Source organism: Aeromonas sp. Y311-2 (genome assembly GCF_027706025.1).
GTDB lineage: Bacteria > Pseudomonadota > Gammaproteobacteria > Enterobacterales > Aeromonadaceae > Aeromonas > Aeromonas veronii.
This window is the reverse complement of sequence record NZ_JAPDCL010000001.1, coordinates 1-17,610: the sequence shown is the minus strand read 5'-3', so window position 1 is coordinate 17,610 and position 17,610 is coordinate 1. Positions and strand designations below refer to the sequence as shown.

At 61.4% G+C, this 17,610-nt stretch carries 18 protein-coding genes and 1 tRNA gene; 7 read left to right on the top strand and 12 right to left on the bottom strand.

The genetic code is table 11. The features are described from left to right. Nucleotides 1-60 precede the first annotated feature (60 nt). Nucleotides 61-2,163, bottom strand: a complete 2,103-nt coding sequence (locus OKC42_RS00095; protein WP_270818824.1) for a sensor histidine kinase — start codon at nucleotides 2,161-2,163, stop codon at nucleotides 61-63. Nucleotides 2,164-2,188: 25 nt separating this feature from the next. Then, nucleotides 2,189-3,544: a sigma-54-dependent transcriptional regulator gene (locus tag OKC42_RS00090; protein ID WP_058055711.1), complete on the bottom strand. Its 1,356-nt coding sequence runs from the start codon at nucleotides 3,542-3,544 to the stop codon at nucleotides 2,189-2,191. A 254-nt stretch (nucleotides 3,545-3,798) separates the two neighbouring features. On the opposite strand from OKC42_RS00090, the gene OKC42_RS00085 reads away from it, so the two are divergent. The 6 genes from OKC42_RS00085 (at nucleotide 3,799) to OKC42_RS00060 (ending at nucleotide 9,661) form a co-directional block, all read left to right on the top strand. After that, the gene (locus OKC42_RS00085) at nucleotides 3,799-4,653 is read left to right on the top strand and encodes a substrate-binding domain-containing protein (protein WP_270818823.1); all 855 of its coding nucleotides are present in this window, start codon (nucleotides 3,799-3,801) and stop codon (nucleotides 4,651-4,653) included. Between the two features lie 64 nt (nucleotides 4,654-4,717). Beyond that, complete coding sequence (locus OKC42_RS00080; protein WP_005347674.1) at nucleotides 4,718-5,419, top strand: ABC transporter permease; 702 nt, start codon at nucleotides 4,718-4,720, stop codon at nucleotides 5,417-5,419. Nucleotides 5,420-5,453: 34 nt separating this feature from the next. Then, nucleotides 5,454-6,149 carry an energy-coupling factor ABC transporter ATP-binding protein gene (locus tag OKC42_RS00075; RefSeq protein WP_270818821.1) on the top strand — a complete coding sequence of 232 codons (696 nt, stop codon included), beginning with the start codon at nucleotides 5,454-5,456 and terminating at the stop codon, nucleotides 6,147-6,149. Then, nucleotides 6,121-6,765, top strand: a complete 645-nt coding sequence (gene mobA / locus OKC42_RS00070; protein ID WP_115521203.1) for a molybdenum cofactor guanylyltransferase MobA — start codon at nucleotides 6,121-6,123, stop codon at nucleotides 6,763-6,765. Before OKC42_RS00075 ends, mobA begins: the two co-directional genes overlap by 29 nt. After that, entirely contained in the window at nucleotides 6,762-8,540 is a 1,779-nt protein-coding gene (locus tag OKC42_RS00065; protein WP_270818818.1) for a bifunctional molybdopterin-guanine dinucleotide biosynthesis adaptor protein MobB/molybdopterin molybdotransferase MoeA, read from the top strand. The genes mobA and OKC42_RS00065 overlap by 4 nt, the downstream gene beginning before the upstream one ends. Nucleotides 8,541-8,602: 62 nt before the next feature. Next, nucleotides 8,603-9,661, top strand: coding sequence for an FUSC family protein (locus tag OKC42_RS00060; RefSeq protein WP_005353787.1), 1,059 nt, complete (start codon nucleotides 8,603-8,605; stop codon nucleotides 9,659-9,661). 77 nt (nucleotides 9,662-9,738) lie between these two features. Here the strand turns inward: OKC42_RS00060 and OKC42_RS00055 are convergent, their stop codons facing one another. From OKC42_RS00055 to OKC42_RS00015, 9 genes are all read right to left on the bottom strand, one after another. After that, on the bottom strand, nucleotides 9,739-11,112 hold the full coding sequence (locus OKC42_RS00055; RefSeq protein WP_139463454.1) for an HD-GYP domain-containing protein: 1,374 nt from the start codon (nucleotides 11,110-11,112) through the stop codon (nucleotides 9,739-9,741). A gap of 87 nt (nucleotides 11,113-11,199) precedes the next feature. Further along, the gene (locus OKC42_RS00050; protein WP_005334841.1) at nucleotides 11,200-11,754 is read right to left on the bottom strand and encodes a DUF3332 domain-containing protein; all 555 of its coding nucleotides are present in this window, start codon (nucleotides 11,752-11,754) and stop codon (nucleotides 11,200-11,202) included. Nucleotides 11,755-11,915: 161 nt separating this feature from the next. Continuing rightward, nucleotides 11,916-13,211, bottom strand: a complete 1,296-nt coding sequence (locus OKC42_RS00045) for a methyl-accepting chemotaxis protein (RefSeq protein ID WP_270818817.1) — start codon at nucleotides 13,209-13,211, stop codon at nucleotides 11,916-11,918. Between the two features lie 179 nt (nucleotides 13,212-13,390). Next, nucleotides 13,391-13,873 (bottom strand): GNAT family N-acetyltransferase, encoded by a 483-nt coding sequence (locus tag OKC42_RS00040; protein WP_270818816.1) that lies wholly within the window; start codon nucleotides 13,871-13,873, stop codon nucleotides 13,391-13,393. 98 nt (nucleotides 13,874-13,971) lie between these two features. After that, nucleotides 13,972-14,415, bottom strand: a complete 444-nt coding sequence (locus OKC42_RS00035) for a DoxX family protein (protein WP_100653229.1) — start codon at nucleotides 14,413-14,415, stop codon at nucleotides 13,972-13,974. Further along, nucleotides 14,412-15,164, bottom strand: coding sequence for an HvfC/BufC N-terminal domain-containing protein (locus OKC42_RS00030; RefSeq protein ID WP_270818814.1), 753 nt, complete (start codon nucleotides 15,162-15,164; stop codon nucleotides 14,412-14,414). The genes OKC42_RS00035 and OKC42_RS00030 overlap by 4 nt, the downstream gene beginning before the upstream one ends. Next, nucleotides 15,157-16,005 carry an MNIO family bufferin maturase gene (gene bufB / locus OKC42_RS00025; RefSeq protein ID WP_270818813.1) on the bottom strand — a complete coding sequence of 283 codons (849 nt, stop codon included), beginning with the start codon at nucleotides 16,003-16,005 and terminating at the stop codon, nucleotides 15,157-15,159. Before bufB ends, OKC42_RS00030 begins: the two co-directional genes overlap by 8 nt. Before the next feature lie 72 nt (nucleotides 16,006-16,077). Next, on the bottom strand, nucleotides 16,078-16,341 hold the full coding sequence (locus OKC42_RS00020) for a BufA1 family periplasmic bufferin-type metallophore (RefSeq protein WP_005334862.1): 264 nt from the start codon (nucleotides 16,339-16,341) through the stop codon (nucleotides 16,078-16,080). A 434-nt stretch (nucleotides 16,342-16,775) separates the two neighbouring features. Beyond that, nucleotides 16,776-16,976, bottom strand: a complete 201-nt coding sequence (locus OKC42_RS00015) for a YbfA family protein (RefSeq protein ID WP_005334863.1) — start codon at nucleotides 16,974-16,976, stop codon at nucleotides 16,776-16,778. A 212-nt stretch (nucleotides 16,977-17,188) separates the two neighbouring features. Between OKC42_RS00015 and OKC42_RS00010 the strand changes: the two genes are divergently transcribed. Further along, nucleotides 17,189-17,482, top strand: coding sequence for a hypothetical protein (locus OKC42_RS00010; RefSeq protein WP_005347702.1), 294 nt, complete (start codon nucleotides 17,189-17,191; stop codon nucleotides 17,480-17,482). Between the two features lie 52 nt (nucleotides 17,483-17,534). On the opposite strand, the gene OKC42_RS00005 is transcribed toward OKC42_RS00010, so the two are convergent. Continuing rightward, a tRNA-Cys gene (locus OKC42_RS00005) sits at nucleotides 17,535-17,608 on the bottom strand. Nucleotides 17,609-17,610: the final 2 nt, after the last annotated feature.

Sequence of the window (17,610 nt, the reverse complement as noted above, 5' to 3'; positions counted from 1 at the left end):
AAAACAGCCCGCCAACCATGTTGACGGGCTGTTTTTATAACGGGCCTTTTTATAACAGCATCAATCGCTTGTCTCACGCCCCTCGGCATTGAGGGCAATGCGCCACCCTTCCAGTTTCGCGGGCTCGCTGCCGCTGGGCAGCAGGGCGTGGCTGCGCAGCCGCACGGTAAAGCAGCTCCCCTGCCCCGGGGTGGAGTCCACCAACAGCTCCCCACCCCAGCGGCTGATGATGCGGTGACTCAGGGCCAGCCCCAGACCGGTGCCGGTGGCGCGGGTGGTGAAGAAGGGGTCGAAGATCTTGTCGATAATGGCCGCCTCGATGCCGCTGCCGTTATCGATCACCCGCACTTCTGCCCCGCGCAGCTGACCCAGTTCATCGACCCAGTCGCGGCTCTCGACCCGGATCTCCCCCTGCTCCCACAGCGCGTGGCTGGCGTTGACCAGAAGGTTTATCAGCACCTGCAACAGCTGCTGGCGATCCGCCTCGATGGGCTGCTGGGCCTTGAGATCGGCCACCAGCTCCACCTGCTGCTGACGCAGGGCGGAGCGCACCAGGGTCAGGCTCTCCTCGATGATGGGGTTGAGGTGCTGCCACACCGGCGCGGTCTCGTAATCGCCAGGGCGAGAGTATTGCAGCAGGCTGCGGGTGATGGCACGAATGCGCTCGATCTGGGCCAGCACCAGCGCCAGCTCCTCGCTGACCGGCTCGGCCGCCTCCCCCAGCTCCAGCTTCATCAGCTCCACATTGCCGAGGATCACCGCTAGCGGATTGTTGATCTCATGGGCCACCCCGGCGGAGAGCTCGCCGAGGGCCGCCAGCTTCTCGCTGATCAGCAGCTGCTGGCGCGCCTCGGTCAGCATATGAATATGATCTTCCAGCTCGGCGGTCTTGAGCTCGAGGCTTTGGGTACGCTCGGCCACCTTCTGCTCCAGCTCGTCGGCGCTGCGAGCCATCTGCTGCTGATGCGCTTCTTGCCTGTCCAGCATGGCGTCGAACTGGCGACCGAGTTGGGCCAGCTCGTGGTCAGGGTCGAGGGCCAGCGGGCCGATGCGAGCCGACTCCCCGGCCTGCACCTGCCGCACCACCTTGTGCATCCGCTCGATGGGGGAGAAGAGATCCCGCGCGCCGCGATAGACCAGCAGGCCGGAGAGCAGCAACAGCAGCACTACGCCGGAACCCAGCTCCACCAGATTGGTGAGGTAGGTGCGGATAATGGGCCACTCGAGAAAGCCCACATAGAGCATGCCGATCCGCTCGCCCCTGGCTCCCAGCAGCGGCTCGTAACCCGAGACATACCAGGCGTCGTGGACGAAGGCGCGGTCAACCCACATCTCCCCTCGCCCCAGCACCTGTTCGCGCACCGGCGGCGAGACCCGGGTGCCCACCGCCCGACCCACCTGACGACTGCTGCTGACCGGCACGTTGGTGCTCACCCGCAGATCGTCGAGAAACAGGGTGACGGTGCCGACACTGCCATCCGGCAGAGTGTTTTTGGCAAACACCTGACCCTTGAGCTCATCCACCAGCCGGGTGCTGCCGTTGACAAGCTCCCCCCCCTCCAGCACGGCCCAAAGGGAGCCGTCGCGGCCCATCACAGGGGTCAGTGACAGACTGATCAACCCCCTGTTCTCCACCACCCTGGTGCCATCCCGCTGCCACAGCACGGCCCGCTTGGCCAGTTGCGGGGAGAGGGCGAGCATCTCCTGCTGCGACCAGACCACAAAGTGGCTGACGCTGCGTCCGGCCGTGAGAGCGGCGCGCTCCTGCGCCGTCAGCTGATCCAGCTCGGGGCCGCGGCGCAAGCGCAGAAAATCGAGACCATAGTTGGCCGCCAGCGGCATCACCCAGTCATGCAGCAAATCCGGCGATTCCCGCAGCCGCAGCTGAAAGGCCCAGGCATCGCGCAGATGCTCGAGATGCTCGGTCTGGCGCTGCTGCTGCACCGTGATGGCGTGATGGGCCACCCCGAGATCGCTGCGCACCGTGGTGAGCAGGTTCTGCCAGCTGTAGGTGAGGGTCCAGTAGAGGGTGAGCGCAATCATGCCCACCAGGGTGAGCATGATGGGCACCGAAGTAAGCAGCAGCAGGCGCCAGCGCACTTTGGTGCGAACGCAACGGGGCAACAGGGCGCGCATGCAGCGGGAGAGCAGGGTCAGTTTCATCGCCACCCCATCCGATCAGCCTTCCTCATTCGATGGCCCACTCCTTGAATTTGCGATCCAGCGTCTTGCGCGCCACCCCGAGCACCCGGGAGGCGGCCGACTTGTTGCCATCATGGCTCGCCACTACTTGCAGGATGTGGGCCTTCTCCACCTCGGCAAGCGGCCACGCCAGCGGGTAGCCCTCCTCGCTCGCCCCCTGCTCGGCGGGCTTGCTGCTCTGCCAGTAATCCGCCGGGGGCTTGCCCAGCAGCAGGCAGCGCTCGATGAGGTTGCGCAGCTCCCGTACGTTGCCGGGCCAGGGATAGGCCTGCATCGCTACCACATCCTCGTGGGTCCAGCTCAAGGAACCCATCCCCATCTCGGCGGTGAGCTGGCGGGTAAAGTGGTGCACCAGCGCGGGGATATCGTCGATGCGTTCGCGCAACGGGGCCACCGGCAGCGCCACCACGTTGAGGCGATAGAAGAGATCTTCGCGAAAGCGGCCCGCCTCCACCTCGGCCTTGAGGTTGCGGTTGGTGGCGGCGACGATGCGCACATCCACCGCCAATTCACGCTCAGCCCCCACCGGGCGGATGGCCTTCTGCTCCAGCGCCCGCAACAGGGAAGCCTGCATGGCTAGCGGCATTTCGCCGATCTCGTCGAGAAACAGGGTGCCCTGATGGGCGACCCGAAACAGACCGTCGCGCCCCTTGCGGGCGCCGGTAAAGGCCCCCTGCACATGGCCGAACAGCTCGCTTTCCAGCAGCTCCGGCGCGATGGAGGCACAGTTGAGGGGCACAAAGGCCCCCATACGGCCGGAGAGTTGATGCAGGGCGCGAGCCACCAACTCCTTGCCGGTGCCGGACTCCCCCTCCACCAATACGGCGGCATTGGAGGGGGCTACTCTGGCGATGAGCGTCTTGAGCTCGCGGGTCTTGGCACTGTCGCCAATCAGGGTGGGCGGGAACAGCTTGCTCACCTCCCGGCGCAGCAGCAGGTTCTCCCGCTCCATCTGGCGGCGCTCGATGACTCTGTCCACAGCCTGCACCATCTGATCGAGGTTGAAGGGCTTGAGGATAAAGTCGCTGGCGCCGAGGCGCAGCGCCTTGAGGGCGGTCTCCATATCGCCAAAACCGGTCATGAAGATGATGTCGCTGCGGCGAGTGGCCGGGTCGATGGCTTCGTGCCACTCGATGCCGGAGCGCCCCGGCAGCCGGATGTCGGCGATGATAAGGTCGAAGTGAAGGCGGCAGCGCAGGGCTTCCGCCTCCTCCACGCTGGCGGCAGTCTCAATCTGGGCAAAACGCTTGGCCAACGCCTTGGCCAGAAAGCTGCGCATGCCGGGCTCATCGTCAACGATAAGCAGGGAGAGGGCAGACCAGCGGCTGGGAGGGAGTGTCATGGAAAAAAGTACCTCGGATGCACGTACGGTCGGTGAATGTCCCGATAACCGGAACCTTAGTGGGACATTTTGTCCTTACCGTATCAAAAGCACCAACACCAATTATTAAAAGCGATAACAAGCTCACCTAATTGATTCTAATAAGCTTCTGTTTTTAAACGGCAAACCGTGAATGCAGCGGCAAAGGAACGGTTTGGCACCCTGCTTGCTTACTCTTGCCCTCTCCTCAGCCACCCTGAAAAAGTTGCATCACAATGACGATAAAAACCAGCCTCAAACGTTTTGCCCTCTCCCTCGCCACCAGCCTGCTGATCGCCGGTGCGGCCCACGCCGAAGCGGATACTGAAGCGGATACTAATGCCACAAAAGCGCCGATCCGCCTCGCCACCACCACCAGCACCGAGCAGTCCGGTCTGCTGGGCTGGCTGCTGCCCCAGTTCACCAAGGAGACCGGTTATCCGGTGCAGGTGATGGCGGCCGGTACCGGCCAGAGCCTGAAGATGGGCGAGAATGGCGACGCGGATCTGGTGATGACCCACGCCCCCTCTGCCGAGAAGAAGTTTGTCGACGCAGGCTTTGGCATCGAGCCGGTACACCTGATGTATAACGACTTCGTTATCGTCGGCCCGGCGAAAGACCCGGCGGGTCTCGGCAAACTGCACGACGCAGCCAAAGGGCTGCAAGCCATCAAGGAGCAGGGCCAGGCCTTTATCTCCCGCGGTGACGAGTCCGGTACCCACATCAAGGAGAAGACCCTGTGGCAGGCGGCTGACGTCAAACCCGAGTTTGCCGGTTACAAATCCATCGGCCAGGGGATGGGCCCGACCCTGACCATGGCCTCGGAGCTGGGTGCCTACACCCTGACCGACCGCGGCACCTGGCTCGCCTACCAGAGCAAGCTGGATCTCGCCGTATTGCTGGAGGGTGACAAGCGCCTGTTCAACCCCTATCAGGTGATCCTGGTCAACCCCAAGCGCTACCCGGATCTCAACACCGAAGGGGCCCGCACCCTGAAGAACTGGCTGGTCTCCGAGCATGGCCAGAAGCTGATCGGCGACTTCAAGGTGGCGGGTCAGGCGCTGTTTGTAGCGGATGCCAACGAGAAATAATGGCAACCCTGACCTCTGCGATGACCTTGATGGCCCTCCCCCGGTTCGCTGAGGGAGGCGCCTGATGCCGACCCTGCTCGATACTACGTTGGCTGCCCTCGCCCTGCTGTTCAGTGGTGACACCGAACTGTGGCAGGTGGTGGGGGTCTCCTTCTCCGTCTCCTGCATCGCCCTGCTGCTGGTGCTGCTGCCCGCCTTGCTGCTGGGCTTTGCCCTGGCCTATCTGCCGCTGCCCGGCCGCTGGCTCTGGCTCTCCTGCATCAATACCCTGCAATCGGTGCCGACCGTGGTGATTGGCCTCTTGCTCTATATGCTGCTGTCGCGGGCCGGCCCCTTTGGCGACTGGAAGCTGCTCTTTACCCAGCAGGCGATGGTAGTGGGGCAGATGCTGATCGCCTTTCCGGTGATTGCCACCATGGCCCACGCGGCGTTTGTCCAGAGCGATCGGCGCGCCTGGGAGACTGCCCTGACCCTGGGGGTCTCCTGGCCCAAGGCGCTGATCGGCCTGATGCACGAATGCCGCTTTGGCCTGCTGGCCGCCATCATCGGCGCCTTCAGCCGCATCGTCACCGAGGTGGGCTGCTCCATGATGGTGGGGGGCAATATCCTGCATTTCACCCGCAATATCCCCACCGCCATCGCGCTGGAGACCCAGAAAGGGGCCTTCACCCAGGGGGTGGCCCTCGGCATCGTGCTGCTCACCCTGGCCCTCTTGCTCAACCTGCTGCTGACCGCGTGCCGTGGCCACAGCTATCTGAAGAACTGACCATGCCCCCACTGTGTACCAACAGGAGTACCCCATGGCCCTGACCGCCCACCAGCTGACGATGCGCTTTGGCGAGCGCCAGCTGTTCGAGATTGACCGGCTCGCCATCGCACCGGGGGATGCCATCTGGCTGCATGGAGCCAACGGGGTGGGCAAGACCACCTTGCTCAAAATCCTGGCAGGGCTGCTGGCACCCACCCGCGGCCACACCAATCTGCCGGGGCGCTGGCAACAGCGGCTCAACCGGCTGCTCAAGCGGGATCTGGGGCCGGGCCGGGTCACCTATCTGCACCAGACCCCCTATCTGTTCGATCGCACGGTGCACGACAACGTGGCTTGGGCGCTGGATAAACAGCTCGGCAGCGAGATCCGGGTGTTCGAGGCGCTGCGCCGGGTCGAGTTGGAGGGGCTGGCGCGGGAGCACATCAGCATTTTGTCCGGTGGCGAACGGCAACGGCTGGCAATGGCGCGCGCCTGGGCGCTACAACCGGCCTTTCTGCTGATGGATGAGCCCACCGCCAATCTCGATACACATTCGGTTGCCCTGATGGCCACATTGGCGCAAGATCTGCGGGAACATGGCAGCGGCCTGGTCGTCATCAGCCACCAGAGCAACGCATTGACCGACCTGTGCGAGCGGCAATGGACCCTCGCCCGTGGCCAGCTGCAAGAGACGACCCCTTTAAAAATCATCGAGCGACATGACTTCAAAAAGCGACAGCCACTCTGATCCCGTTGCCGTATCAGCAGTGATCCTGGCAGGAGGCCGCGCCACCCGCATGGGGGGCGAAGACAAGGGATGGGTAGCACTGGCAGGACGCCCTCTTATCGACCATGTTTTGGCGCGCCTGCGCCCCCAGGTGGATGAGGTGCTAATCAACGCCAACCGCAGTCAGACCCGCTATCAGGCGCTGGCCCCGGTCATCAGCGATGACAACAACGACTATCTAGGCCCGCTGGCGGGCATGCAGGCAGGTCTTGCCGCCGCCCGTCACGACTGGGTGCTGTTTGTCCCCTGCGATGGCCCCGCCCTGCCGCTGGATCTGATGAGCCGCTTTCGCGCCGCCCTGACCCCGGATACCGAGCTGGTAGTGGCCCACGATGGCGACTGGCTGCAACCCGTGGTGGCCCTGCTGCACAAATCCCTGCTCCCCTCCCTCACCGCTGCGCTGGCAGAGGGAGAGCGCAAAATCGATATCTGGTTTGCCCGCCACAATATGGCGGTGGTGAGCTTTGCCGATCAGCCGGATGCCTTTATCAATCTCAACAGCCCTGCCGAGCTGGCCGCCTACGAGGCCCGTCTGCTCGCCCCGGCTATCGACCCTCAACAAGGAGTCACCTCATGACCCCGGCCCCCACTCTTCCCCTGCTCGGCTTCGCCGCCTGGAGCGGCACCGGCAAGACCACCTTGCTGGAGCAGTTGATCCCCCTGCTGGTGGATCGCGGCCTGCGCATCGGGGTGCTCAAGCACGCCCACCACGACTTTGATATCGACCAACCGGGCAAAGACAGCTATCGCCTGCGCAAGGCGGGTGCCCAGCAGATGATGGTGGCCTCCCGCCGTCGTCATGCTCGCATTACTGAAACAACGCACGGCGAGACCGAGCTGGCCGAAGCCGACTTTCGCCAGCTGCTGGCCAGCTTCGATCAGACAGAGCTCGATCTGCTCTTGGTCGAGGGGTTCAAGCACGAACACTTCCCGAAAATCGAGCTGCACCGCGCCGAGATTGGCAAGCCGCTGCTCTTCCCCGAAGACAGCGACATCATCGCGCTGGCCAGCGATCAGCCCCAACAGAGTGGCGAACAACAGCAGACAAGCCTGCCCCGCCTCGATATCAACGATCTGGCGGCCATTGCCGACTTCGTCTGCCGCTGGCTTGACGGCTGCCAGAGCAAGGAGCCGGAGGCGGGCAAGGGCTTTCTCTCGGTCGAGGCGGCCCGCAATGCCATTCTGGCGGCCCTCACCCCGAGCAACGCCTGCAGCGACAAACCGCTGGCCCAGTGCCACGGCGCCGTGCTGGCCGCCGATCTGATAAGCCCCATCAATGTACCGCCCCACGCCAACTCGGCGATGGATGGCATTGCCCTTCGCAGCGACGATCTCGCCGCCGGCCGCTGGCAACTGGTGGGGGAAGTGCTGGCAGGCCAGCAGCGCCACGAGCCTGTGCTGGCCGGTCAGGCGGTGCAGATCATGACCGGCGCTCCGCTGCCCCCCGGCGTCGATACCGTGGTGATGCGGGAAGAGACGCATATTGAAGGTGAGTGGGTCACCGTCACCGCCCCAGTCCGGGCGGGGCAGAATGTGCGCCTCGCCGGGGAAGATCTCGCCAAAGGTGCGGTCGCCATCCCGGCCGGTACCTGGCTTGGTGCCCCCCAGCTGGGGCTGGCGGCATCACTCGGTCAAGCCAGTCTCACTGTGCGCACCCCGCTGAAAGTGGCGCTGTTCAGTACCGGCGACGAGGTGCAGGCGCCGGGCGAGCAGCTCGCCCCCGGCCATATCTTCGACAGCAATCGCTTCACCCTGATGGCCCTTATCCGCGCCGCCGGTTGCGAGGTGATGGACCTTGGCATCATTCCCGATGACAAGACCATTCTGCGCCAGCAGCTTGAGCAGGCCGCCGCCAGTGCCGATCTGGTGCTGAGCTCGGGCGGAGTCTCGGTGGGCAACGCCGACTTTATCAAGCTGGTGCTGGCAGAGCTCGGCCAGATCGATTTCTGGCGCATCCAGATGCGCCCGGGCCGCCCGCTCGCCTTTGGTAAGCTGGGGCAGACCCCCTTCTTCGGCCTGCCGGGCAATCCGGTAGCGGCGATGATCTGCGTGCTGCAGTTTGTCGAGCCTGCCATCGCCCGCTTGCAAGGCAAGCGGTGGCAGCCGCTGCGCCTCTCGGCACTGGCAGACGAGAAGATGAAGAGCCGCCCGGGGCGCACCGAGTTTCTGCGCGGCATCTTTCATCAGGACCGTAACGGCCAGCTGCGGGTGCGCACCACAGGGCCACAGGGCTCCGGCATTCTCAGCTCCATGGCCGATGCCAACTGCCTGATTGAAATCGTACCGGATCAACCCGGGATCGCCGTTGGCGAGCGGGTCTGGATCCACCCCCTGCAGGGACGACTGGCCTAAATCCCGACGGGGCGTTGGCCGGATGCACGGCGCCCCGTCCCCCACCTGACAGGAGGCAGACCGTGCGTCTTGATGCCCCCCTCTCCCGACTCGATCTGCTGGTCTATGGCCGCTACCGGATCGTCCATGGCCTGCGCATTGCGCTCGCCTTTATGCTCACCTTTCTGCTGACCCGCGAGCTGAAACTGCCGGAGAGCACCTGGCCGCTGATCACCCTGGTGGTGGTGATGGGCCCCATCTCGTTTTGGGGCAATGTGCTCTCCCGCGCCCTGCAGCGGGTGGTGGGCACCATCTTCGGCGCCAGTTGCGGGGTCGTAGCGCTCTATCTCGAGATCTACTCGCTGCCACTCACCCTGATCTGGTGCGGCTGCATCATGTTCCTCTGCGGCTATCTGGCCCTCGGCAAGCGCCCCTATGTGGGGCTGCTGATCGGCATCACCCTGGGAGTCACCATGGGGGCCATGCCGGGGGACATAGAGACGGCGCTGTGGCGCAGTGCCGACGTGATACTGGGCTCCCTGCTGGCGCTGCTCTTTTGCAGCATCTACCCCCAGCGGGCCTACAGCCACTGGCGCCTGCAGTTGCACCAGATCCTGCAGCAGTCGGGGCGGCTCTATCACACCCACCTCTCCCCCAATGTGCTGGAGCGCCCGCGCCTCAAGCACAATCTCTCCCAGCTGTTGGCACAGACCGGCAAACTGCGGGCCCTGCTGGCCCCCGCGGCCAAGGAAACACGCCACAGCGTCGCCCTGTTTGATGCGGTGCAGGTCACCATGCGCAACACCCTCTGCACTCTTGAGATGCTGGCCAACACCTACTGGAACGATCGGGAGAGCCACTTCCTGATGCAGAGCACGGCTGCGCTGCAAGCCTGCCATCTGGCCACCGAGGAGGCAATCAACCAGCTTGCCCTGATGATGCAAACCGGTGACGGTCGCGGCGCAGATGACGCTATCGCCCGCCTGCACGAGGTGGCGACCCGGGTGTCGCTGCCGCCCAACGCAGAGGCAGCCATCAATGGTTACCTCTGGCTCAACGTCCAGCTGACCGAACAGCTCACCCACCTGCGCCGCCTGCTGGGGCTGATCCTCACCCCGCCCCATCGCAAGCAGCCCGACTAGGCCCAATGCAAAACGCCCCGCTGTTGCGGGGCGTTTTGCTGTCTGACTGGCCACTTGGGCCATGAAGGCTGCAAATCTTAACTGGCATTGGCCAGCGGCTGCTCGGTGGTGAGGTAGAGGGAGAAATCCTGAATACCCGCCTGCAGGGCGGCAAAACAGTCGGGGTCTATCGCGGTGCCCAGATTCTCCGCCATCATCTCCAGCGCCTGCGGCACAGGGATGGCGCCGCGATAGGGGCGCTTGGCGGTGATGGCATCGAAGATGTCGGCTGTGGTAATGATGCGCGTCTCAAGGGTAATCTCGTCCCCCTTAAGTCCCTTGGGGTAGCCCTTGCCATCGAGCCGCTCATGGTGGGCGCCCGCCACTTGTGCCAGCTCCTCGAAGGCGCCGATGCGGCTCAGGATCTCCTCGGTGTAGGCGGCATGCATCTGCACCGCCGCCCACTCCTGCGCATCGAGTTTGCCCGGCTTGTCGAGAATGGCGTTGCTCACCCCGAGCTTGCCTACATCATGGAGCAGGGCACCCCGCTTGAGCCAGCGTCGACGCGGCTCGGACAACCCCATCTGGGTGGCAAGAATGTCGGTATAGAGCGCCACCCTGCCGCTGTGACCCGCGGTGTAGGGACTTTTGGAGTCCACCACCTGCCCGAAGGCCGCCGCGATTTCGTCCAGATAATCTTCATCCAGCGCTACCTCCCCTTGCCCGGCCGGGTGGACCAACACCCACTCGGTCAGTCGGGGATCGGCCAGTCCTTGCCAGAACTCTTCGTCGGCCAGCGCTTCAAATTCCCGAACCAGTGCCGGATCAAACCAGCTGCCGCTGCGCTCGCGCAGCTCCTTGAGCGCCGCATCCGGGCCTGCGGCTGCGTGAAACACATCCACCACCTGACAGAGCAGGGCAATGCGGGAGAAGAGCGGGATCGCCTCGCCAGCCAGTTGCAGGGGCCGACCTTTGCCATTCCAGTGCTCATCGAGGGAGAGAATGCCATCAGCCACCTCGTCACTGAAACGGAGCTGGCGAGCAATATCCGCCCCCCGATGACAGCGGGTCTGGATCAGTTCGTTGGCAATCTGGTCGCCGTTGCGAAAGATATGAAACAGGCTGCGAAAACGTCCCAGCAGATCCGCCTGCAAGCCGGTGTGGCCCAGCACGAAGTTGACTACCTCGGAAAGGGAGCCATCCACCAGTTTGAAATCGCGTTTGAAGTGAAGATCGTCGGTGAGATAGAGCTCGCAGATACGGGCAGCATTGCTGCTGCACCCAAGATCCTTGAGCAGGAGCGTGTAGTAGAGATCATGGCGCAGCCGGGCATCCAGTCCCAGCCGCTCCCCCAGACGGGAACCTATCCAGCAGCAGCGAATGCAGTGTCCTCTTGGTTGCCCCTCAGTCATGTCGAGCGCATGACTGAGGGAACCAATCAACTCCGCCAATCGCAATCCATTCACCGTCATAGTCCACTCCCTTAGACATCATGGCGATTTTGCCAGCAGATTAGGTATACCCCATCTGAAGCTGGATCGATCTGGATTCAGTTGAATTTAGGCAGCAGCCTTGCCCTGATTCGCCCGCTCTTCCAGCTCCGCACGGCTCAGGGTAGAGACAAAGCGGCCATCGAAGTAGATATCCATCAACTCGCCACGCTTCTCGCCACGCATCATACTGCGGCGGCCATCCAGATAGTGCACCTCCATCTGGGCGGTATGCTCGTCCGGGTAGCTGATCTCCACCTCGCGCACCCCTTGTGGCAGCATGGCCAACGGCACCTTCTTGAGGGCCGGATCCAGATGCTGGTTCACCTTGATTACCGGATTGGCTTTCATGTCCACCACAGCCGGAGATTTGCCGGTGATAGGGTTCTTGCCAGACCAGAACTCGATGGTATTGAAGACGAACAGGTCAGCGGTCGCGGCCAGACCGTAGACAGGGGAGAGCAGCATGAAGACCCCGGCACGAGCGTAGCGGTTATCCACCACGCTCAGGTTGCCCTTGGTGACCATGCCGGAAAGCCCCATCTGCCCCATACAGCCGCCCAGACCCATGCTCGCGACCATAACCAGCAGGGCCATTGCCCGCCCCTTCTGTTGTAATGCCATCTTGTTCTGTTCCTGCTCTGAAATAAATGAGGCGGCAAGCCTAATCAAGGGGCCAGAAGAGGACAATTCACAATGGCGGGACGATACAGGAGGGGTTCAGATTGGGGCACTGACTGCTCAAATATGAGTCAATGCCCCGGCATGACAGGAAGTCAGGGGGTTCAGATTGCCAGATCAGAGACGGTGCTGGAGACGTTGTTCGCCTCCCGACGGATGTCGCTCATCACCTCATTCACCTCGCCCACCTGCTGCTTGCCAAGCTCGGCGCTGCTGGCGACGTCGGACATCTCGGAGGTGACCTTGGCGGTCAGCTCCCGGTTATTTTGTACCACCTTGGCAATCTCGTCGGTAGAGAGAGACGTGCGGGCCGCCAGCTGGCGAACCTCGTCGGCCACCACCGCAAAACCACGCCCCTGATCCCCCGCCCGCGCCGCCTCAATGGCTGCGTTAAGGGCCAGCAGATTGGTCTGGTCGGCGATGCTGCTGATGGTGGAGACGATCGCCTCGATACTGCGCGACTGCTCGTTGAGCTGATTGATAAGGCCGATGCTGTGAGTCAGCTGGCTGGCAATCAGGCTGGAGGTATCGACCACCGAGGAGAGCAGACCCGCGCCGCGCTCGGCGCAGTTCAGGGTCTCCTGCGCCGCATCGTGGGCCAGCATGGCCGCTTCCCGCACCGCATCGCTCTTGTTGATCCGCTCGGTAATATCGCTTGCGAACTTGATCACCTTCACCACCCGGCGGTTGTCATCCAGGATCGGGTTGTAGGTCGCCTCCAGCCACACCTTGCTACCATGACTGTTCTGACGACAGAAGAGACCGGACTTGAACTGACCACGGCCCAGCTCATCCCAGAAGTGGGGCTGGTCTCGATAGAACTGATCGTCGCAGAAGATACGGTGATGCTTGCCCTGCACCTGCGCCAGGGTATAGCCCATGGTATGGAGCAAATTACCGTTGGCTGCAATCACCTCCCCACCGGGGGTGAACTCGATGACCGCCAGCGACCGATCCAGCGCCGTCACCACCGCCTGCTGGCTGAGCAGTTGCAGGTGGTGCTCGGTAATATCGGCCGCAATCTTGATCACCTTGGTCACCACGCCCCGCAACTTGACCGGAAAATAGGTTGCTTCCAGCCAGATCACCTCGCCCCGTTTGTTGAAGCGCTGGAACACCCCGGTGCGGGAACGCCCCTGCTTCAGGTCCGCCCAAAACTGCTGATAGTCGCTGCTCTGGGCATAGAGCTTGTCGCAAAAGATACGGTGATGCTGGCCGATAACCTCGGGCGCACTGAAGCCCACCACGTTGAGAAAGAGATCATTGGCGGCCAGCACAGTGCCATCCGGCGTAAAGGTGATGGTCGCCACGCTGCCGTGCACTGCGTCAAAAAATCCCTGCTGTTCCAGAAGTTGATCCTGGCACTGCTGCAACTCGGCTTTCAGTTTGCTATTGAACATCGAAACGTATCCTCCAGACTGGCACCCACCATGGCCAAACCACGCAGTGGATCAATAAGATAATGGTGGCGTGCTCCATCAGCATAGTTGGCGGCTTTGCCGCGATCCCATCTGACGCCATATTTATTGCTGTAAATCAAATTCACCGACCAAACGCCACTCATGCAGAGCTGCAACCCTTATTCCACCGCCGGTTGCCACTCCAGATAGGCCGGATTGGCGACAAAGCCGATCCGCTCATAGAGAGGGCGCCCCTGCTCGCTGGCATAGAGCCACACCTTGCCCAGCTGACGCGATCTGGCGAAGGCAGTAATGGCATCGAGCAGCGCCGTGGCGATCCCCTGCTGGCGCCATTGTGGCCGCGTATACATATTGAGCAGATACCCCTCCATCCCCGCCAGATTGCCGGGATAGGGTGGCCGTTCAAACAGTGCCAGCGTCCCTGCCGCCACGATCTGTTTGCCGCCCTCTTGCGTATCGGCCTCAGCCAGCCAAGATAAAGCGCTCTCTTCACTCATCGCCCGGGTAAAGTAGTCAAGGGTGGCCTGCCACAAGGCCGGGTCTGCCTGCGGCGTCACCAGCTCACCGACCTCACAAAACAGCTCCATGCGCAGCGCCACCAGTGCGGGTATATCTGCGGCCCTTGCCTGACGAATGATCATTGGCTGCTCCTTTTCTCTCATGGGAAATTTCGCCGGCCGTCATTATGACAAAGAGCGCCTTGTGGCGCTCTTTGTGATTGGGGAAAATCACTGATAAATCAATGGTTGCGACGTGTCAGCCAGTGATCCAGGCTCAGCACACCGCCGCCCCAGATGATCTGGGTCAGCAGCATCCAGCCCCACAGCTGGTGATCGTAAAAGCCACCCGCCCAGAGGGTCGGGTAGGAGATCACCGCCATGATATTGAAGCCAAACAGCAGCAAGGCGGCTGGGCGAGTAAAAAGCCCCGCCAGCAGGAAGAGCGGCAACAGCAGCTCGGTCGCCGTACCCAGATAAGCAGCCCACAACCAGGGCAGCAGGGGCACCTGATACTCGGATTCAAACAGATAGAGGGTGGAATCCCACGCCGTCAGCTTGAGCCAGCCTGAAGTGATAAAAACCGACGCGACCCACAGCCGCGCCAGCAACAGCACACCGGTACTGCTCCAGCGCGGCAAATCACCACTTGAGCTGGCCAGCGCCAGCCATTTGTTTGCCATCATGGCATTACCTCCATATCCACCAGCAGACCAAGGGTTATCAGGCGAGTGAGATGTTCACTGGCCGCAGGGTCGGCCGCAAGCAGATCGACCAGCGCCGTACCAGCGAGACAACCCTGTAGCAGCGCCCACTCACCCGCCGTCAGGGGCAAGGGTGCAACCCGGCAATCCAGCTGTTTCTTCAATGCCAACCAGACGGGGGCATCAAGCACCTCCACCGCTTCACCACAGTGCAGCGCCATCTGCCACAGGGCCAGCACCGGATAATCGCTGGCAACCAGCAGCAGATCAGTGGCTGGCAAGAGTCGCAGCCGCTCCCATTGTTGCGGCGATAATGCGGCCAGACGCTCGGCTGGCCAGCAGCGTGATTCCAGCGGCAGCAGACTAGCACGCTCAAGCTGCCATTCGAACTGAGCCAGCGCCTCCAGCCAGGGCAGTCCGGTTGTAGTTGGCAAGCGGGCCAACCATTGGCCAAATCCGGCGCCATAGTGCATGACGCTCCCTTCCCTGAGCGGCTCGGCTAATACGAAGCCACGGGCCGCCGCTGCAAAAAAGTCATCCCCGACCATGGCCTTGACGGCGGGATAACTGCTCGCCAGCACCTCGCCAAGGCTCAGGATGAAGTGGTTGCGATAGACCTGCAGCACAGACTCGGCAGAAAAGAGCCGGGAACTGATGTGAGGGGAAATGGCGTCAGGCGCCCCCAGCAGACCCTCGGCAAAGTGCTGTTGCAGCTGTGCCAGTTCAGCCATGGGCCACCTCCCGTGGTGCACTCATGGCGCACGCCTCATCCAGAATGGCGCCGGCCTGCGCCGCCTCTGCCAGCAAGACCGGCAGCGGCGGGATCTCGAGGTCCCACTCAATCAGGGTCGGAATGACCTGCTTGCGGCAGATCTGGCGATAGAGTTCCCAGACCGGCTCCACCACAGGGGCGCTGTGGGTATCGATATAGAGGGAGCCTTCCGGCAGCTGCTTCTCGGTATAACCGGCCAGATGGATCTCCCCGACGGTGGCGAGATCGATCGCCGCCAGATACTCATCGCAAGAGAAACCGTGATTGAAGGCACTGACATAGAGATTGTTGAGGTCGAGCAGGATGCCGCACTCGCTGCGCTGCTGCAGCTCGGCCAGAAATTCCCACTCGCTCATCTCCCCGGCCAGTTGCAGATAGGAGGAGGGATTTTCAATCAGCATGCGGCAACCCAGGGTCTGTTGTACCTGCTGGATCTTGTCGCTCATGTTGCGCAGGGAGGCTCGGGTATAGGGCACCGGCAGCAGATCGTTGAAGTAACGCCCACCAATGCTGCCCCAGCTGAGATGTTCGGAGATCCGTACCGGTTTGATCGCCGCGGCCAGTGTCGACAACTGCTGCAGATGGTGCGGATCGAGCGGGCCGGCAGAACCAAGGGACATGCCAACGCCGTGAAGACTGACGGGGTAGTGTTGCGCCAGTTCGGCGAGCACCTGAAAACCGTGGCTGTGCCGTTCGAAGTAATTTTCACTGTGCACCTCCAGCCAACCGACTGCCGGCAGGGTTTGCCGGATCTCGTCGTAATGGGGAGTGCGTAATCCGATACCAATCAAAGGGTTCATCGCAAGACTCGCTTTCGCCAATCAGAGAAGATGCAGGGGGCGACCTATTGGCCATCCCCTGCCCGATGTCTCTTACTTGGGTTGCAGCGAACCGCCGACCAGCTTCTCGCACAGCCCTTTGGGCATCACCACAAAGGCATCACCCTGAGCATCTTCCTTGGCGGTACCGGCGCAGGAGCTGCTCTTGGTTGCACAGTCATTCTTGCTGGCCTTGACCACGCCGTAGCACTTCTCCTTTTCATCGGCAGCCATGGCTGGTGCCGCGATAAATTGGGCGCCCAGCGCCAGCAGACCGGTCATGGCGGAGGCGATAGCAGTGCTTTTTTTAACATTCATGTTCATGTTCCTTTTGATGTCGTTGGGTGTTGCTGATATCCCCGATTTGTCGCAACCGGGTACCTGCAATAGAACCGGCAAACGGGATATTCCCTTTCAAAAAAACACAAAAAGAATTAAATAATCCAAATAACAGAAGTCAAGATATTGATTTAAAACAACTATCCCCTCATTAAGAATTTCTTGCCGACCACCATTTTATGAACAAAAAAGAGGGCCATTTGATACTTTCATCCCGTTAATCTTCTTCACTGCTTCCATCAAAAGAGATGCGTCAGACATAAAAAAGCCCCGCCAACAGGCAGGGCTGGATGCAACTTTAAAGAAACAAGAAATAAACAATCGGAGTGGTGTTGGGAGCCAGGAGTTGCGGCAAGCAGATAAAAAAAGAGACAGCTTTGGCTGTCTCTTTTTGCACATGGTGCGAATGGGGTTTAGTAGAAAATCCGCTCGCCACGCTCGCTCATTTTGAGCCACACCGGTTTGGTGCTGGTTTTATTCCAGATCCGGTGCAGATAGCTGTAGAAACGGGCACGATCGCTGCGAAACAGCATCACGGGGAAAGCCAGAATGCCCACCAGCAATACATAAATGCGACGAAGAATAATCTGAGTCAGGGAAAAGGGATGAAACATGATGTAACTCCTTACTGGTAAGACCACTGAGCAAAGATTACCCCACTCCATGTAGGATTACTACATCACCAACGCATTTTTTTATAAAAAAATGGTGAAAAATGGGAAATACTGAAAACGGGTTACGTCATTAACCAACAGTTAACAAACTTGCGAAAATCGTGCGCTTTGCCACAGTTATCAGGGGAAAAACATGCAGTAGGGAGACACGCATGAAACTGCCGGAAGTGGCACTGCTGGTGCTGATGGTTGCCCTGACACGGGCACAACTGGAGGAGTGGCAACTGAATCGGGAGGATGCCATCGTGCTGGCAGAACGGGGCGTGCCCACCGTCAGCCTGTGGCAATGCGGCACACTGAAGCAACGGATTGCGGATCTCAACCAGCACAGTGCCGAGGTGCAGTTTCAATATCGGGGGCAAAACATGGCGGATGTGAGCCACTATCTCGAGCGCGAGTGGAAACAGGCTGGCTGCGAACAGTTACTGGTGCAGCAAGGATACTGACCAAGCTTCACGGATCGAAGAGTGATGAATCAGGGAAAAGAGAGATAGAAGATGGAGGCACGTTCCGGAGTCGAACCGGACTAAACGGATTTGCAATCCGCTGCATAACCGCTTTGCTAACGCGCCAT

What these genes read in the sequence shown, in the direction of transcription:
- bufB (WP_270818813.1), bottom strand. Translation starts at nt 16,005, where the DNA reads ATGAACCCTTTGATTGGTATCGGATTACGCACTCCCCATTACGACGAG.
- OKC42_RS00075 (WP_270818821.1), top strand. Translation starts at nt 5,454, where the DNA reads ATGGCCCTGACCGCCCACCAGCTGACGATGCGCTTTGGCGAGCGCCAG.
- OKC42_RS00065 (WP_270818818.1), top strand. Translation starts at nt 6,762, where the DNA reads ATGACCCCGGCCCCCACTCTTCCCCTGCTCGGCTTCGCCGCCTGGAGC.
- OKC42_RS00015 (WP_005334863.1), bottom strand. Translation starts at nt 16,976, where the DNA reads ATGTTTCATCCCTTTTCCCTGACTCAGATTATTCTTCGTCGCATTTAT.
- OKC42_RS00020 (WP_005334862.1), bottom strand. Translation starts at nt 16,341, where the DNA reads ATGAATGTTAAAAAAAGCACTGCTATCGCCTCCGCCATGACCGGTCTG.
- OKC42_RS00035 (WP_100653229.1), bottom strand. Translation starts at nt 14,415, where the DNA reads ATGATGGCAAACAAATGGCTGGCGCTGGCCAGCTCAAGTGGTGATTTG.
- OKC42_RS00045 (WP_270818817.1), bottom strand. Translation starts at nt 13,211, where the DNA reads ATGTTCAATAGCAAACTGAAAGCCGAGTTGCAGCAGTGCCAGGATCAA.
- OKC42_RS00080 (WP_005347674.1), top strand. Translation starts at nt 4,718, where the DNA reads ATGCCGACCCTGCTCGATACTACGTTGGCTGCCCTCGCCCTGCTGTTC.
- OKC42_RS00010 (WP_005347702.1), top strand. Translation starts at nt 17,189, where the DNA reads ATGAAACTGCCGGAAGTGGCACTGCTGGTGCTGATGGTTGCCCTGACA.
- OKC42_RS00085 (WP_270818823.1), top strand. Translation starts at nt 3,799, where the DNA reads ATGACGATAAAAACCAGCCTCAAACGTTTTGCCCTCTCCCTCGCCACC.
- OKC42_RS00055 (WP_139463454.1), bottom strand. Translation starts at nt 11,112, where the DNA reads ATGACGGTGAATGGATTGCGATTGGCGGAGTTGATTGGTTCCCTCAGT.
- OKC42_RS00040 (WP_270818816.1), bottom strand. Translation starts at nt 13,873, where the DNA reads ATGATCATTCGTCAGGCAAGGGCCGCAGATATACCCGCACTGGTGGCG.
- OKC42_RS00090 (WP_058055711.1), bottom strand. Translation starts at nt 3,544, where the DNA reads ATGACACTCCCTCCCAGCCGCTGGTCTGCCCTCTCCCTGCTTATCGTT.
- OKC42_RS00030 (WP_270818814.1), bottom strand. Translation starts at nt 15,164, where the DNA reads ATGGCTGAACTGGCACAGCTGCAACAGCACTTTGCCGAGGGTCTGCTG.
- mobA (WP_115521203.1), top strand. Translation starts at nt 6,121, where the DNA reads ATGACTTCAAAAAGCGACAGCCACTCTGATCCCGTTGCCGTATCAGCA.
- OKC42_RS00095 (WP_270818824.1), bottom strand. Translation starts at nt 2,163, where the DNA reads ATGAAACTGACCCTGCTCTCCCGCTGCATGCGCGCCCTGTTGCCCCGT.
- OKC42_RS00050 (WP_005334841.1), bottom strand. Translation starts at nt 11,754, where the DNA reads ATGGCATTACAACAGAAGGGGCGGGCAATGGCCCTGCTGGTTATGGTC.